Consider the following 15411-nt stretch of genomic DNA (forward strand, 5'->3'; position numbering starts at 1 on the left):
GACCATGCGCGTGCTGATCATCGAAGACGAAGAGAAAACCGCCGACTACCTGCATCGCGGCCTGACCGAGCAAGGCTTCACCGTCGACCTCGCGCGTGATGGCATCGACGGGCTGCATCTGGCCCTGGAAGGCGACTACGCGGTGATCGTGCTCGATGTGATGCTGCCGGGCCTGGATGGCTATGGCGTACTGCGCGCGCTGCGGGCGCGCAAGCAGACACCGGTGATCATGCTCACCGCCCGCGAGCGTGTCGAAGACCGCATCCACGGCCTGCGCGAAGGCGCCGACGACTACCTGGGCAAGCCGTTTTCCTTCCTCGAACTGGTCGCCCGCCTGCAGGCCCTGACCCGCCGCAGCAGCAGCCATGAACCGCTGCAGGTGCAGGTCGGCGACCTGTGGATCGACCTGATGGCGCGCAAGGCCAGTCGCGCCGGCCAGCGCCTGGAACTGACCGCCAAGGAGTTTTCGCTGCTCAGCGTACTGGCCCGGCGCCAGGGCGAGATCCTCTCCAAGACGGCGATCGCCGAGCTGGTCTGGGATATCAATTTCGACAGCGACGCCAATGTCGTCGAAGTGGCTATCAAGCGCCTGCGCGCCAAGCTTGACGGGCCATTCGACAACAAGCTGCTGCATACCATTCGAGGCATGGGCTATGTCCTGGAAAACCGTGCCGGTTAACTCCATCGCCCTGCGCCTGTCAGCATTGTTTCTGCTGGTGGCGTTGGGCGTGTTCGTGCTGATCGGCTCGGCGCTGTACCGCCAGGTCGACCGCAGCCTCGACCTGCTGCCGGCAGCCGAGCTGGATGCGCGCTACAGCGTGCTGGAATCGACCCTCAACCGCTTCGGTACAGCAGAGCATTGGGCCAAGATCAACAACAAGCTCAATCTGCTGAGCGAAGAAGACAAACGCATCCGCTTCTGGGTGGTCGGCAGCAACCCGGCATTCGAGTATGGGCGCCCCAGCGAACTGGTTCGCGCCTTCGCCGAAGGCCCGCCGGGCATGCGCGACCTGCGTTTGCCTGACCATTTCTATCCGTACAAAGTGCTGGTCAGTGAACTGCCAGCCCTGGGCGATCGACCGCCACTGCGTTTTCTGATCGCCATCGACACCGAAACCTTTTGGCAGGCACAGCACAGCCTGCTGGTGGCCATCGTCGGCCTCGCAGTGCTTGGCGTGCTGCTGGCTTCGGTGCTCGGCTATTGGGTCGCGCGCATCGGCTTGCGCCCGCTGCTGGCGCTGTCCAACGAAGCCCAGGCCCTGGCTCCGCCGCACCTGAACGGGCGCCTGCAGACGGAAAACCTGGCACCGGAGCTGGCACAGTTCGCGGGTGCCTTCAACGCTGCGCTCGACCGAGTCAGCCAGGCCTATTCTCGGCTGGAGGCATTCAACGCCGACGTCGCCCACGAACTGCGCTCGCCGCTGACCAACCTGATCGGCCAGACCCAAGTCGCCCTCACCCGTGGCCGCAGCGCCGAGCATTACTTCGAAGTGCTGCAGTCGAACCTGGAAGAACTGGAACGCCTGCGCAGCATTATCAACGACATGCTGTTCCTCGCAAGTGCCGACCAGGGCAGCAAGGTCACCGCCCTGACCCAGGCGTCGCTGGCCGAAGAAGTGGCGACCACCCTCGATTACCTCGATTACATTCTCGAAGACGCGCAGGTCAGCGTCACGGTCAGTGGCTATGCCCAGGCGCCCATCGAGAAAGCCCAGTTGCGTCGCGCGCTGATCAATCTGCTGAACAATGCCGTGCAGCACACGGCGCCGGGCCAGGTGATTCGGGTGCATATCGAGGCTGGGACGGAGCAGGTCAGTATTGCCGTGAGCAACCCGGGGCCGGCGATCGATGAAGAGCACCTGCCGCTGTTGTTCGAGCGGTTCTACCGGGTGGATGCGGCGCGCAGCAACAGTGCTGGGAGGAATCATGGGTTGGGGTTGGCGATCGTCAAGGCGATTGCGGTGATGCATGGGGGGGAGGTTTTTGTGCGAAGTGACGCCGGTACCAATACTTTCGGCATTCGCCTACCAAGCGCTCAAGGACGGGGGTTTGCGGCAAAGGTCTAATTGCTTATGCCGCCATAATTACCTTTTACGCAACAGTGCTTATCAGCAAGGACGCTGTTTCCGCGGCACTCAAGGGACTAACTTTACCCCCGTCCTCACTCACACTTGCCCGCGCAAGAAGGTAGTTTCAAATGTCCAACAGTATGGGTATTGCCAGCGTTTTCGTTCTGTCTTCCCTGTTGTTGTCGCCCCTGGCCATGGCCGAAGAATCCCCCGCTTTCGTTGCCCGTAACGCAGAGCTTGCCGCTGTTCACCAAGACGCCCGCGACGCCATCGCACACAAGGCTGATGCTGGCAAAGCTGCAGAACAGACAGCCTCGAAAGCCGCCAGCGATGCCAATGCCGATAGCTGATCGCGCGCCGCTACTGCTCCCGTTTTCCCTCGGCTACGCCATGGGCACCACCGGTGCCGATATGTTAGCCTTTTAAAGCCGCTGCCGATCAGCGGCTTTTTTTATGTGCGTTAACGATCAGCCCGGCCGTTACGTCTCTAACAAGAAAGTTGCACATTCAAAAATAAAAACTGCCCCACCGTCAGACCAAAGGAGCCAGTACCGGTGTCTTCCGCGTTTCGTTTTACCCCGTTGTTCATTGCATTGACTGCAACGATGCCCTTCGCCGCCCAGGCAGATGAAGACAAGGCTGATGGCTTCATCGAAGGCTCATCCTTCAACCTGCATTTGCGAAATGCCTACTTCAACCGCGACAACAAGAACGCTGGCGTGCGTGACAAGCGTGAGTGGGGCCAGGGTGCGGTCGCTCGTTTCGAGTCCGGCTATACGCCAGGCGTGGTCGGCTTTGGCCTCGATGCCCACGCCATGCTGGGTATCAAGCTCGATGGCGGTGGCGGCCATGCCGGCACCAGCATTCTGCCCGAGCATGTGAAGGACGACGGTGAGCTGGGCGCTGCCCCGCACTCGTTCTCCACCGCTGGCGCTGCGGTCAAGCTCAAGGCCTTCGACACCGAACTGAAAGCGGGTGATCTGTTCCTCACCAACCCGGTGATCGCCGGTGGTGAAACCCGCATGCTGCCGCAGACCTTCCGTGGCGTGAGCCTGACCAACACCAGCATCGATGGCCTGCTGCTCGAAGGTGGCCAGGTCAGCTTCACCCACCCGTACAACCAGAGCGGCCACCGCCGCATCGACACCTATTACGGGTCGCTGGACGAGCACGACAAGAGCAAGCACCTGAACTGGGCAGGCGCGTCGTGGAGCGGTACCGAGAACATCACCGCCAACCTGTACGCCGCCGAGCTGAAGGACATCTGGAACCAGTACTACGCTGACTTCGACTACACCTACGTGGTCAACGACCTGGTCAGCCTCAACCCGGGCGTGCACTTCTATCACACCCAGGACACCGGCCAGGCGCTGCTGGGCAAGATCGACAACAACACCTACAGCCTGCACTTCACGGTCAACGCCGGTTACCACAGCGTCACTGCCGCCTACCAGCGGGTCAATGGCGACACGCCGTTCGACTACATCAACCTGGGTGATAGCGTGTACCTGGACAACTCGCGCATGTACTCGGACTTCAACGCGCCGAACGAGCGTTCGTGGAAGCTGCAGTACGGCTACGACTTCGCCGGCGTCGGCGTGCCGGGCCTGAGCACCACCGTGTCGTATTCGCGCGGTGAAGCCGACTTGAGCAAGGCCGACCAGAACAACACCCACTACGACTACTACCGTCCCGATGGCAAGAACGCCATTCACTGGGAGCGGGACCTGGACGTGAAGTACGTGTTCCAGGAAGGCGACTTCAAGGACCTGTCGGTCCTGGTGCGCTACGCCACCCACCGTGGCAGCCAGGGCTATGCGTCGATCGACAGCAACAGCGATAACGACGAACTGCGGGTGATCGTCGATTATCCGCTGAACGTGTTCTGACCTGAGAGCCGGGTTTGGAGCAACTACCTTGCTCCTAACCCAAAAGCTGGAGCCATCTTGTGGGAGCGGCGGTGCGGCGATCCGACTTGCCCCGCGAACACCGGCAAAGCCGGTGCCATGCACCGCGTCGCCTGCTTCGCGGGGCAAGCCCGCTCCCACAGACCACCCCACTCATGACTTGATTCCGTCGGACAAATCTTGTCCGACAATCCCAGCTTGCCTAGAATGTCGCCCGCCGCAAATGGCCCTGCCTCAGCAGTAGCGCGCATGCCCACTCGATTACCGCGTCTCGCACTCTACAGGTCGCACCCCGAGCTGATCCTCAACCTGGGCAGTTGCCTTGCCGTGCTCGCTATCGTGGCCATCGTCAGTTACCTGCTGGCGCGTGAGCGCGACAGCGTCGAGCAGTCGGCCATCCGCGCCTCCAACAACATCGTCCAGCTGATCGAAAGCGACATCCTGCGCAACGTCGAGCTTTATGACCAGTCCCTGCGCGGGCTGATCTGGGCCGTGCAGCACCCTGAATTGCTGCGGATGGCGCCGAAACTGCGTCAGCAGATCCTCTTCAACCAGACCTTCACCGCGCCGGTGCGCGGCGATATTCTGTGGATCGATGCCAATGGCGATGTGGTGGGCGACTCCACCAGCGCGACACCGCGCAAGGCCAACTTCGCCGACGCCGTGGACTTCCGTGCACACCGTAGCGACCCCAATCTGGGGCTGTTCATCGGCCCGCCGTTCAAGGCGCGCCTGGGCGACCTCGACTGGTGCATCAGTTTCAGCCGGCGCATCTCCAACCCGGATGGCAGCTTCGCCGGGCTGGCCGCCGGGGCATTGCGCCTGTCCTATTTCAGCGAACTGTTCCAGCGTCTGGACATCGGCGATGAGAGCAGCATCAACCTGCTCAATGCCGATGGCCAGCTGCTTGCCCGCCAACCGTCGCGCGAGCAGGATCCGCTGATCGGCACCAGCTTCGCCGACCGGCCGAACTTCAAGCGCATCCTTGGAGAACGCAGCGGCAGCTTCAGTGGCCGCTCGAGCATCTCCGACAGGCAGCGGATGTACACCTTCGCCCGCGTCGCCGACTTGCCCTTGATCGTGCTGGTGGTTCACTCCGCCGATGAGGTGTTCCAGTCGTGGCGACGTACCGCGATGGTCGTCAGCGTGGCCACAGGCATTCTCTGCATCGCCATCCTCTGGCTGACTTTGCTGTTGGGCCGCGAACTGCGCCGCCGGCATGAAGCTGAACAGGGCCTGGCCACACTGGCCGCGACCGACAGCCTGACTGGCCTGGCCAACCGCCGTCGGCTGGACCAGGTCCTGCGCCTGGAATGGGCGCGGGCGCAACGTAACCGCAAGCCGTTGGCGGTGCTGATGGTGGATGTGGATCATTTCAAGGCGTTCAACCAGCGTCATGGGCATGCAGGCGGTGACCATGCGCTGCGCGAAGTGGCCAAGGCAATCGAGCGCTGCATACGCCGTCCGGCAGACCTGGCGGCACGCTACGGGGGGGAGGAATTTCAGGTGATTTTACCGGAGACCGAACTGGCCGGTGCCCGGCTACTGGCTGAGCGCATTCGCGCCAGTGTCGAAGACCTGGCGCCGTTTGCCGACGATGCCCATTCGGTCACTGTCAGCATTGGCATCAGCGTCCATGTCCCCGGCACCCAGCGCGATCTGACAAGCCTGCTGGGTGCCGCGGACGAGGCGCTCTACCGGGCTAAAGCCAAAGGCCGTAACCGAGTAGAGGTTCCTGCGGATTAAGAGCGGGCGCGGGCAGCGTTGCGCAGTGCCTTCACCTGGTCGTGGTTACGCTGCACACCTTGCAGCTGCTTCTCGACCACGGCATAGCTTGGGTCACTGACCGAACGGCCCAGTTTGACCAGCTTCTCACGGGCTTCCTTATAGGCCTTGAGGGCATGGTCCTCACCGCGTTCCACTTCGTTAAGCACCGCTTCTTCGTCCTTGCCGGTGACCATCGACTTGAGGTTCACCCAGCCACGGTGCAGATCGCCGCTGATGCTGGTGGAGGTTTCCGGGTCGCCACCCAGGCGACGTACTTCGCTTTGCAGCTCGCCTGCGGCATTGGCGCACTCGCCAGCGCGCTGAACGAAGAAGGCTTTGAGTTCCGGATTCTTCACGTCATCGGCCGAAGTCTTGAAGCCTTTCTCGCCGTCCTTGCTGTACTCGATCAGGTCGTTGAGCACATCGATTACGTCTTTGTTGGGGTTGCTCATGGCTGAACTCCTTGGCAGGTGATAGTCATGTAGACAGGAGCAGCCTTCGTGCCAAGCCGTTTAATTAATTTATTTTCTTATAAATCAATTACTTAAGATAAATCGTTAAACACCGTAAATCGGCGTTCTGCATGATTGCCGCTTGGGCGCTCGTGCAGATTGCAGTATGGTCGGCGTACTTTCACTGCCAGGCACCGCCGATGAAACCGGAAACACTCGAACTGCTGGTTATCCGCACCATGCCCTTTGGCAAATACCAAGGTCGAATCATTGCCGACCTGCCGGGGGACTACCTGGCCTGGTTTGCGCGCAAGGGGTTTCCGGCGGGGGAACTGGGTGGGTTGTTGGCGTTGATGCACGAAGTCGATCACAACGGGCTGGGGGATTTGCTGGTGCCATTGCGGCAGAAGCATAAGCGCTGAATCAGTACCGGCCCTTTCGCGGGGCAAGCCCGCTCCCACAATGATCGGCATTGTCAGGACCACTGTGGGAGCGGGCTTGCCCCGCGAAAGGGCCCACGCATTCTAGAGTTTCAACCCTTCACCGGCGCCGCCAGCTCCACCTGTTCGCTCTTCTTGATCAGCGCATAAACCACCGCCGTCAGCAGGCTACCCGCGACGATCGCCAGCAGGTACAACAACGCGTGGTTGATCGCATTCGGTATCAGCAACACGAACAGCCCGCCATGCGGCGCCATCAGCTTGCAGCCGAAGTACATCGACAGCGCCCCGGTCAACGCGCCACCGGCAATGCTCGCCGGGATCACCCGCAGCGGGTCCTTGGCAGCGAACGGGATCGCCCCTTCGGAGATGAAGCACAAGCCCAGCGCCAGCGCCGCCTTGCCCGCTTCGCGCTCGCTCTGGGCGAACTTGCGACGCGCAAGAAAGGTAGCGATGCCCAGGCCGATCGGCGGCACCATGCCGGCCGCCATGGTCGCCGCCATCGGCGCGTAACTCGATGACGCCAGCAGCCCAACAGAAAACGCATACGCCGCCTTGTTGATCGGCCCGCCGAGGTCGACGCACATCATCCCGCCGAGCAGCAAGCCGAGCAGGATGGCATTGGTAGTGCCCATGCTGTCGAGAAACTGCGTCAGGCCTGCAAGCATGGCCGCCACCGGCTGGCCAACCACGTAGATCATCACCAGGCCAGTGAACAGGCTGGCCAGCAGTGGGATGATCAGGATCGGTTTGAGCGCATCCAGGCTGCTCGGCAGGCGCGCCCAGCGAGCAATCGCCTTGGCGCTGTAGCCAGCAAGGAAGCCGGCAACGATACCGCCGATGAAGCCAGCACCCAGGGTGCTGGCCAGCAGGCCACCGATCATGCCTGGGGCCAGGCCAGGGCGGTCGGCGATGGACCAGGCGATGTAGCCCGCCAGCAGCGGCACCATCAGCTTGAAGGCAGCCTCGCCACCAATCTGCATCAATGCAGCCGGCAACGTGCCCGGCTCTTTGTAGGCTTCGATACCGAAGACGAACGACAGAGCGATCAGCAAACCGCCCGCGACCACCATCGGCAGCATGAACGAAACACCTGTGAGCAGGTGTTTGTAGACCCCAGCCTTCTCCGGCTTGCCGGCACTGGAAGCGGCTGCGGCGTCACCTGCGTTTTCCACCTTGGCCTCGGCCAGGGCCTTATCCAGCGTGGCACGGGCCTGCTTGAGGGCGATGCCGGTACCACAGCGGTAGATGCGTTTGCCGGCGAAACGCGCGGTGGGCACTTCGATATCGGCCGCCAGCAGCACCACGTCGGCTTCGGCGATGGCCTGGGCCGACAGCGGGTTGCGGGCACCGACCGACCCTTGAGTCTCGACGGTAAGCTGGTAGCCGAGCTGTTGCGCCGCCTGCTGCAAGGCCTCGGCGGCCATGAAGGTGTGGGCAACGCCGGTCGGGCAGGCGGTGACCGCGACGACTTTGACGCCCGCCGTGGCAATCGGTGGCTCGGCGTGATGAGTATCCGCGTGTAGCTGGGCTTTGGCCGCCGCCTCGTCGAGGAAACCTTCACGGTCGGCCAGCGCCTGTGACGGTGTGCTTTGGTACAAGCGCTTGCCGGCAAAGCGGGCCAGGTCCACCGGCCCCGTGCTGATCACCAGCACCCAGTCGGCATCAGCGATCTGCGCGGGCGTCAGCTGCCGCTCGGGGTGCTCGGCATCCTGGACTTCCACACTCGTGCTCCAGCCGCGGCGCTGGGCGGCAGCCGCCAGCAGGCGTGCGCTCAGCACGCTGGACACCTGGCCGTTGGGGCAGGCGGTGACAATGGCAATGTTCATCGGCAACCCTCTTGTTGTTCTGTCAGTTGCACGGCGGCTTCCAGGCGCGCCAAATGCTCGCGGTCGCGGATGCCGAAGCCGACCTGGGTCACGGCCTGGGCAGCGATGGCCGTGGCGCGGCGCAACGTCTGCGCGGGTGCTTCGGCCAGCAGCAGGCCGTGAACCATGCCGGCCACCAACGAATCGCCCGCACCCACGGTGCTGGCAACCCGCACCTGCGGCGGCTGGGCGTGCAGTGCCTGGCCAGCGCTGAACCAGCTGACGCCCTGCTCGCCCGCCGAGACCACCACATGCTCGACACCGGTGACCAGCAGCCGCTGGGCGGCGGCCTGTTGTTCGGCTGGGCTGTCGACAGAAAGACCGAGCACTTCGCCAAGCTCTTCAGTATTCGGTTTGACCAACCAGGGTGCACTTTGCAGGCCGGCGCGCAGGGCTTCACCACTGCTGTCCAGAGCCACCTTGAGGCCCATGGTTTTCAAGCGTTGGAGCAACTCACGGAACCATTCAGGGCTGATCCCCTGCGGCAGGCTGCCAGCTACCACCACGGCGTCATGCCCTGGCGCTGCCTGCTCAAGCAGCGCCATCAGGGCCACACGGGCGGCTTCGTCGACCTGTGGCCCCTGCCCGTTGATATCGGTCACCCGGCCATCGGCTTCGACCAGCTTGAGGTTGCTGCGCGTCTCGCCCGGCACACGCACGAAGCAGTCGGCAAAGCCGCGCCAGGCCATCAGCGCTTCGAACGGCTGCAGGTTGTCCTGGCCAAGGAAACCACCGACGGCCACGTCATGCCCCAGGTCGGCCAGCACCTGGGCGACATTCAGCCCTTTGCCGGCGGCGTGGCTGTGCTGCGTAGCGGCACGGTTGACGTGCCCCGGGCGCAGAGCGTCGAGGCTGACGGTGATGTCCAGCGCCGGGTTGAGGGTCAGGGTCAGGATCTTGGCCATTCAAAAACGCTCCACCAGCGCGCGAACCGCTGCGGCGCTGTCTTGTTGCAGGGCCTCGCGCGCCAGGGCGCGGGCATTTGTATGATCAGCCTGGCGAACCAGGGCTTTGACTTCGGCAACGCTGCGGGCAGCGACGCTGAGTTCGTCCACGTCCAGGCCCAGCAAAACCGCCACCGCCTGCGGGTCGGCGGCCAGTTCACCGCACACGCCCACCCACTTGCCCTCGGAATGGGCGGCGCGCACGGTCATGTCGATCAGGCTCAGCACCGCCGGGTGCAAGCCATCGGCCTGGGCCGACAGGCTCGGGTGGCCACGGTCGATGGCCAGGGTGTACTGGGTCAGGTCGTTGGTGCCGATGCTGAAGAAGTCCACTTCGCGGGCCAGCTGTGGCGCCAGCAAGGCGGCGGACGGTACTTCTACCATGATGCCCAGCTGCAGGTCGGCGACCGGGATTTCCTCGCGCAGGCGCTCGACCATCGCCCGCGCTTCACGCCATTCGTGCACCTGGCCGACCATGGGGAACATGATCCGCAATGGGCGTTGGTCGGCGGCGCGCAGCAAGGCGCGCAACTGGTCTTCCATGATCTGCGGGCGCTGCAGGGTCAGGCGCACGCCGCGCACACCGAGGAACGGGTTTTCCTCGGCAGCGATCGGCCAGTAGGGCAGCGGTTTGTCGCCCCCCACGTCGAGTGTGCGCACTACCAACGGCCGCCCACCCAGGCCGTCGAGCACGCGCCGGTATTCGGCTTCCTGGGTGGCGACATCCGGTGCCTGCGGGTGAGCCATGAAAATCAGCTCGGTACGCAACAGACCGACGCCTTCGGCGCCCTGCTCCACCACTTTATCGATGCCGCTGCTCTCGCCGATGTTGGCGAATACTTCGACGGCATGGCCATCGCGGGTGACCGCAGGTTCGTGGCGATTGGCCCAGGCCGCTTGCAGGCGCTGTTCGCGCTGGTCGCGTTCGGCCAGCGCACGTTGCAACTCGTCAGCCGGCGGTGCCACGTTGACCACGCCGCGCTGGCCATCGAGCAGCAGCGGTGTGCCAGGTTCGAGCAACAGGATCGCCGCCCCTGCACCCACCACCGCAGGAATGCCCAGGGCCCGCGCGACGATCGCGCTGTGCGCCGTGGCGCCACCGTGGGCGGTGACGATGCCGGCGACCCGCGCCGGGTCCAGGCGGGCGACATCGGAAGGGCCGACTTCGCCCATCACCAATATGTAAGGTTGCTCGGGTTCAGGGAGAGCTTGCACACCGCAAAGCTGTGCCAGCACTCGGCGGCCGATATCGCGCAGGTCGGCGGCGCGCTCGGCGAGCAGCGCATCGTGCAGCGCCTCCTGCTCACGCGCCGCCGCCTCGATCACGGCCATCCAGGCAGCTGCCGCACTCTCGCCCTGGGCCAAGCGCAGCTCGACGTCGTCGACCAGCGCCGGATCGGCGAGCATTTCCTGATGGGTGACGAAGATTTCGCCGATGGCCTTGTCGCTGCGCTGCACCAGCGATTGTAATTCGCCGTTGACCGCTTCCAGCGCTTGGCGCAGTTTGAGCCGCTCCTGGGCTGGGGATTCGCCACGCAAGGGGTAGTCGATCTCACGTTCGACGCAGACATGCGCCGGGCCACTGGCAATACCCGGCGCAGCGGCTACGGCCTGAATGCGGCTGCCAGCTGCGGGGGCCTGGGCTTTCTCGACAGGCACTGCTGCAGCCGGTGTAATGGTTTTCGGCAGCGGCTCAACCTCTTCACCGAGGCCTTGCTCGATGGCCGCCAGCAGCGCCGGCAAGGCATCGCTGGCAATCGCCGGCTCGGCCAGCAGTTCCAGCTCCTGGCCACGGCGAGCACCCAGGCTCAGCAGCTTGCTGAGGCTCTTGACCGACACCGCCGGCTGGGCGCTGTCCAGCACCCGAATGCGAATCTCGCCGTCAAAGCCCTTGGCCAATTGCGCAAGGATTTTAGCCGGCCGCGCATGCAGGCCATGGGGATTGGCCAGCACGATGCGCGCACTGGGCCAATCGGGCGCCGTCTCACCGCCTAGCACTTCCAGGACCGCGCGGCTGCTGGTGGCCTGGTACAGCGTCTGCCCGCGACCCTCGATCAAGACTTCGCACAAGCGCTCAAGCAGCGCCTGGTGCGCCGCACCGAGGCTGGCCAGGCAGAACAGGCCATTGAGCGCTTGGTCGCGGTAACGCAGCGGCTGCTGCGGGGTGATGAAGGCCAGGCCCGGCTGACGCACCTGACGCTCGCTGTGCAGCCACCACAAGCCCTCGCCCAACGGCAGTGGCTCGGCCTGTTGCAGCACGGCGGCAAAACCGCTGTCGACACAACCGGCACGTTGCAACAGCCGCGCACCGCGCCAGGCCAGTTCGTCGAAGTCCTCAGCGGGCACGTTCAAGCCAACCAGCTGGGCATCCAGCGCCAGCGCCTGCGGTGCGCCCTGCAGCAATTTGAGCAGCGCTTCGGCGGAGCTGGCGCGGCGCAGGGCCTCGGCCAGGTCGGTCTCGCCCAGGGCGCGGGTCAGCAGTTGCAGCAAACGCAGGTGTTCATCGGAGCGCGCGGCGATGCCGATGGCCAGGTAGACGATCTGGCCATCGCCCCAGTCCACGCCGTCGGGAAACTGCAGCAAGCGTACGCCCGTGGCGTACACCAGGTCGCGGGTCTGCGGTGTGCCATGGGGGATGGCGATGCCCTGGCCGAGGAACGTCGAGCCTTGCGCCTCGCGCGCCTGCAAGCCCTGCAGATACCCTTCGGCGACCAGGCCATCAGCGACCAGCCGATCGGCCAGCAGGCGCAATGCCTCGGCCTTGTCGGCGGCCGTCTGGCCCATGGCTATCTGCTCATTGGCGAGCTCGAGCATGACCTTCTCCTTTTGCAGCCCCTGCTTGCGCTTTTGCGCCGGGTACTGAGGTATTGTTGTGAAATTCACGTATTCAGCCAGTTCAACGGCCTTGCACCAACGGCCATTGAGGCAGAAAATTTAATAGCTGAAACGTTTAATCTGACCAGGCGGCCACGTTACTCGATAATCTTCCGGGGAAAAAGCCCCATCCTGTCGGACAATTGCGACAATGGTCGTCTGCGCGAGACGGCCAACCCGGGTCACACTAACCGGTCTGGTTGTACTGCCAGCCCCGGTAATAACAAGGAAAATTCGGTGAAACTCAGCGATATCGCCCGTCTGGCCGGTGTGTCCGTGACCACTGCCAGTTATGTCATCAATGGCAAGGCCGAGCAGCAACGCATCAGCAGCAGCACCGTCGAGCGGGTGCGTGCGGTGGTCGAGGCCCACGGCTTCACCCCCAATCCGCAAGCGGCGGGCCTGCGCAGCCGGCATACGCGCACCCTTGGCTTCATTCTCCCGGATCTGGAGAACCCCAGCTATGCGCGCATTGCCAAGCAACTGGAACAAGGCGCCCGCGCCCGCGGCTACCAGCTGCTGATCGCCAGCAGCGATGACCAGCCCGACATCGAGCGCCAACTGCAGCAGCTGTTCCGCGCCCGCCGCTGCGATGCCCTGTTCGTCGCCAGCTGCCTGCCGCCGGAGGATGACAGCTACCGCGAGCTGCAGGACAAAGGCTTGCCGGTAATCGCCATCGACCGGCGCCTGGACCCGACGCACTTCTGTTCGGTCATCAGCGACGACCGTGATGCCAGCCGTCAGTTGGCTGACAGCCTGCTGGCCACTGCGCCGCGCAGCATCGCCTTGATCGGCGCGCGTCCGGAGCTGTCGGTCAGCCAGGCGCGTGCCGGCGGTTTCGACGAAGCCATGCAAGGGTTTGCCGGCGACGTGCGCCGCTATCAGGGCGAAGCGTTCAGCCGCGAATGTGGCCAGCGCCTGATGCAGCAGTTGATCGATGAACTGGGCGGCCTACCTGATGCCCTGGTGACCACCTCCTACGTGCTGCTGCAAGGCGTGTTCGACACTTTACAGGCACGCCCGGCCGACTCGCGCCAGCTGCAACTGGGCACCTTTGGTGACAACCAGTTACTCGATTTCCTGCCGCTGCCGGTGAATGCCATGGCCCAGCAACACGGCCTGATCGCCGCCACCGCCCTGGAGCTGGCCCTGGCAGCCATCGAGGACAAGCGCTACGAACCCGGCGTGCATGCCATCGGTCGAACGTTCAAACAACGCATCACAGCGGCCTGAACATGCGCCTGATCGACACCCACACCCACCTCGACTTCCCCGACTTCGACGCCGACCGCCCGCGCCTGCTGGCCAACGCGGCGGCGCGCGGGGTGGAGCGCATGGTGGTGCTGGGGGTATATCAGGGCAATTTCCAACGGGTGTGGGAGTTGGCCTGCAGTGATGAGCGCATCCATGCGGCGCTGGGGTTGCATCCGGTTTATCTTGAGCAGCATCAGCCCGAGCATCTGGTGCAACTGCGCGAATGGCTCGAACGCCTGCGCGGTGACCGGAGGCTATGCGCCGTTGGCGAGTTCGGGTTGGATTACTACCTCGAGGACCTCGACAAGCAGCGTCAGCAGCTGCTGTTCGAATCGCAGTTGCAGATGGCGTGTGACTTCGAGCTACCCGCCCTGCTCCACGTACGCCGCGCCCATGCCCAGGTGATCGCCACCCTCAAGCGCTACAGGCCGGCGCGGGCGGGGATCATCCATGCGTTCGCCGGCAGCTACGAAGAAGCGCGCGAGTACATCAAGCTCGGGTTCCGGCTGGGGCTTGGCGGTGCGGCTACCTGGCCGCAGGCAGTGCGCTTGCGCAAGACCTTGCCGCGCCTGCCGCTGGAAAGCATCGTGCTGGAGACTGATTCACCCGATATGGCGCCGGTGATGTTTGCCGGCGAGCGCAACAGCCCGGAACATCTGCCGGAGATTGCCCAGGCGTTGGCTGAGGTGATGGGCATTGATAGGGAAGTGTTGGCTGACGCCAGCAGCAAGAATGCCAGTGAGGTGCTTGGCTTCCCTTCCTGAGCAAAGCCATTCATGCGCTTTGCGTTGAAAAATCCTACAAGTCTTTGGGAATAGCACACCTCCACTGAGAAGTGATTCCCCGCTAGTGTTTTGCCTCTGCTTTATGGCACTCAATCGCTAACCAATCAATGCCCGATAGCACTGGGCATCGATGGGTGAAGAGGAACACGAATGCACAAGGAAACCGGTCCAGACAACACGTTGGGTACTGCAAGTGCCAGGCATGATCTGAGCGAACGTTACGCCAGTTCGCTGCTCGAACCCTCGGCATGGTCCACAGACCGTTCGCCCCCCACATCCCAAAAAACTGCTGAATGCACGTCAGATTCTGAGGGCTATCCCGCCGATCCGGAATTCCAGCTCCGGGGCGGCTACGCCAACCTGATGCTCGATGCCGCCGCGCCCTTGTTTGGGTTGGTCATGCGCCTGCGCACGCTCGATGATCTGCCCAACATCAAGGATGTGCACAAAAAAGTACGTATCCAGATCGGGAGCATTCAGGAAGAAATACGCCAGCATGGCTATGAACAGAGTCAACAACTGGCGTACTCCTACGCCCTGTGCCTGTATATCGATGAAGCTGTAATGGAGAGGCCCTGGGGTAAGAACAGTTGCTGGAGCCACGAGCCTCTGCTCAGCATCTTCCATGATGAAACCTGGGGCGGCGAAAAGTTCTTCACCGTGCTCTCCCGGTTGATGCTGGAACCCAAGCGTTACCAGGACGTGTTGGAGTTCATGTATTTCGCGCTGTGCCTTGGTTTGAAGGGCAAGTACGCCATCGCCCCCAAGGGCGAAGAGTCACTGAACGCCCTGATCCATCAACTTCACGGAATCATCCGTGAACTGCGCGGCCCCACGCCCGAAGAAGTGTGCGACCCCTATTCCAACGTCGCTCCAAGCAACTTCCGCATGAAACGATATTGGCCATGGTGGAGCCCTTTGGTGATTTCCGCCCTGGCAATGGCAGTGGCCTATTCGATCTACAGCTACCGCCTGCACCTGCTCACCACCGAGGTGCTGGAATCGCTGAACCTCATCTTGCAGCAGTAATCAGCCGCCCAGGTCATTTCAT

At 63.3% G+C, this 15411-nt stretch carries 13 protein-coding genes; 9 read left to right on the plus strand and 4 right to left on the minus strand.

Features of this window, described 5'->3' with window-relative positions:
* Positions 1–4 precede the first annotated feature (4 nt).
* The 5 genes from ACIPZF_RS08470 (at position 5) to ACIPZF_RS08490 (ending at position 5722) form a co-directional block, all read left to right on the plus strand.
* Positions 5–679, plus strand: a complete 675-nt coding sequence (locus ACIPZF_RS08470; protein ID WP_400797628.1) for a heavy metal response regulator transcription factor — start codon at positions 5–7, stop codon at positions 677–679.
* A complete protein-coding gene (locus ACIPZF_RS08475; protein WP_400797631.1) occupies positions 654–2066 on the plus strand; it encodes a heavy metal sensor histidine kinase in 1413 nt (470 codons plus the stop codon). Before ACIPZF_RS08470 ends, ACIPZF_RS08475 begins: the two co-directional genes overlap by 26 nt.
* Before the next feature lie 131 nt (positions 2067–2197).
* Positions 2198–2419, plus strand: a complete 222-nt coding sequence (locus tag ACIPZF_RS08480; RefSeq protein ID WP_400797634.1) for a hypothetical protein — start codon at positions 2198–2200, stop codon at positions 2417–2419.
* Positions 2420–2623: 204 nt separating this feature from the next.
* Entirely contained in the window at positions 2624–3958 is a 1335-nt protein-coding gene (locus ACIPZF_RS08485) for an OprD family porin (protein ID WP_400797636.1), read from the plus strand.
* A 267-nt stretch (positions 3959–4225) separates the two neighbouring features.
* Complete coding sequence (locus tag ACIPZF_RS08490) at positions 4226–5722, plus strand: diguanylate cyclase (protein ID WP_400797639.1); 1497 nt, start codon at positions 4226–4228, stop codon at positions 5720–5722.
* On the opposite strand, the gene ACIPZF_RS08495 is transcribed toward ACIPZF_RS08490, so the two are convergent.
* Positions 5719–6195: a PA2169 family four-helix-bundle protein gene (locus ACIPZF_RS08495; RefSeq protein WP_400797642.1), complete on the minus strand. Its 477-nt coding sequence runs from the start codon at positions 6193–6195 to the stop codon at positions 5719–5721. The two genes, ACIPZF_RS08490 and ACIPZF_RS08495, sit on opposite strands and share 4 nt — an antisense overlap.
* Positions 6196–6395: 200 nt before the next feature.
* Here ACIPZF_RS08495 and ACIPZF_RS08500 point away from each other — a divergent pair, with 200 nt between their 5' ends.
* A complete protein-coding gene (locus ACIPZF_RS08500) occupies positions 6396–6617 on the plus strand; it encodes a DUF3820 family protein (protein WP_400798084.1) in 222 nt (73 codons plus the stop codon).
* A gap of 110 nt (positions 6618–6727) precedes the next feature.
* Here ACIPZF_RS08500 and ACIPZF_RS08505 read toward each other — a convergent pair whose 3' ends face one another.
* The 3 genes from ACIPZF_RS08505 to ptsP are packed head-to-tail and all read right to left on the minus strand — an operon-like array spanning position 6728 to position 12261.
* Entirely contained in the window at positions 6728–8464 is a 1737-nt protein-coding gene (locus tag ACIPZF_RS08505; protein ID WP_400797645.1) for a PTS fructose-like transporter subunit IIB, read from the minus strand.
* Positions 8461–9408: a 1-phosphofructokinase gene (gene pfkB / locus ACIPZF_RS08510; protein WP_400797648.1), complete on the minus strand. Its 948-nt coding sequence runs from the start codon at positions 9406–9408 to the stop codon at positions 8461–8463. The genes ACIPZF_RS08505 and pfkB overlap by 4 nt, the downstream gene beginning before the upstream one ends.
* Entirely contained in the window at positions 9409–12261 is a 2853-nt protein-coding gene (gene ptsP / locus ACIPZF_RS08515; RefSeq protein ID WP_400797651.1) for a phosphoenolpyruvate--protein phosphotransferase, read from the minus strand.
* Positions 12262–12558: 297 nt separating this feature from the next.
* On the opposite strand from ptsP, the gene cra reads away from it, so the two are divergent.
* The 3 genes from cra (at position 12559) to icmH (ending at position 15389) form a co-directional block, all read left to right on the plus strand.
* Positions 12559–13554: a catabolite repressor/activator gene (gene cra / locus ACIPZF_RS08520; RefSeq protein WP_400797654.1), complete on the plus strand. Its 996-nt coding sequence runs from the start codon at positions 12559–12561 to the stop codon at positions 13552–13554.
* Positions 13555–13556: 2 nt separating this feature from the next.
* The gene (locus tag ACIPZF_RS08525; protein WP_400797657.1) at positions 13557–14339 is read left to right on the plus strand and encodes a TatD family hydrolase; all 783 of its coding nucleotides are present in this window, start codon (positions 13557–13559) and stop codon (positions 14337–14339) included.
* Positions 14340–14510: 171 nt separating this feature from the next.
* Entirely contained in the window at positions 14511–15389 is an 879-nt protein-coding gene (gene icmH, locus ACIPZF_RS08530; protein ID WP_400797659.1) for a type IVB secretion system protein IcmH/DotU, read from the plus strand.
* The last annotated feature ends 22 nt before the right edge of the window (positions 15390–15411 follow it).

This window comes from Pseudomonas sp. NPDC089752, assembly GCF_044748725.1.
In the GTDB taxonomy this organism is placed as follows: domain Bacteria; phylum Pseudomonadota; class Gammaproteobacteria; order Pseudomonadales; family Pseudomonadaceae; genus Aquipseudomonas.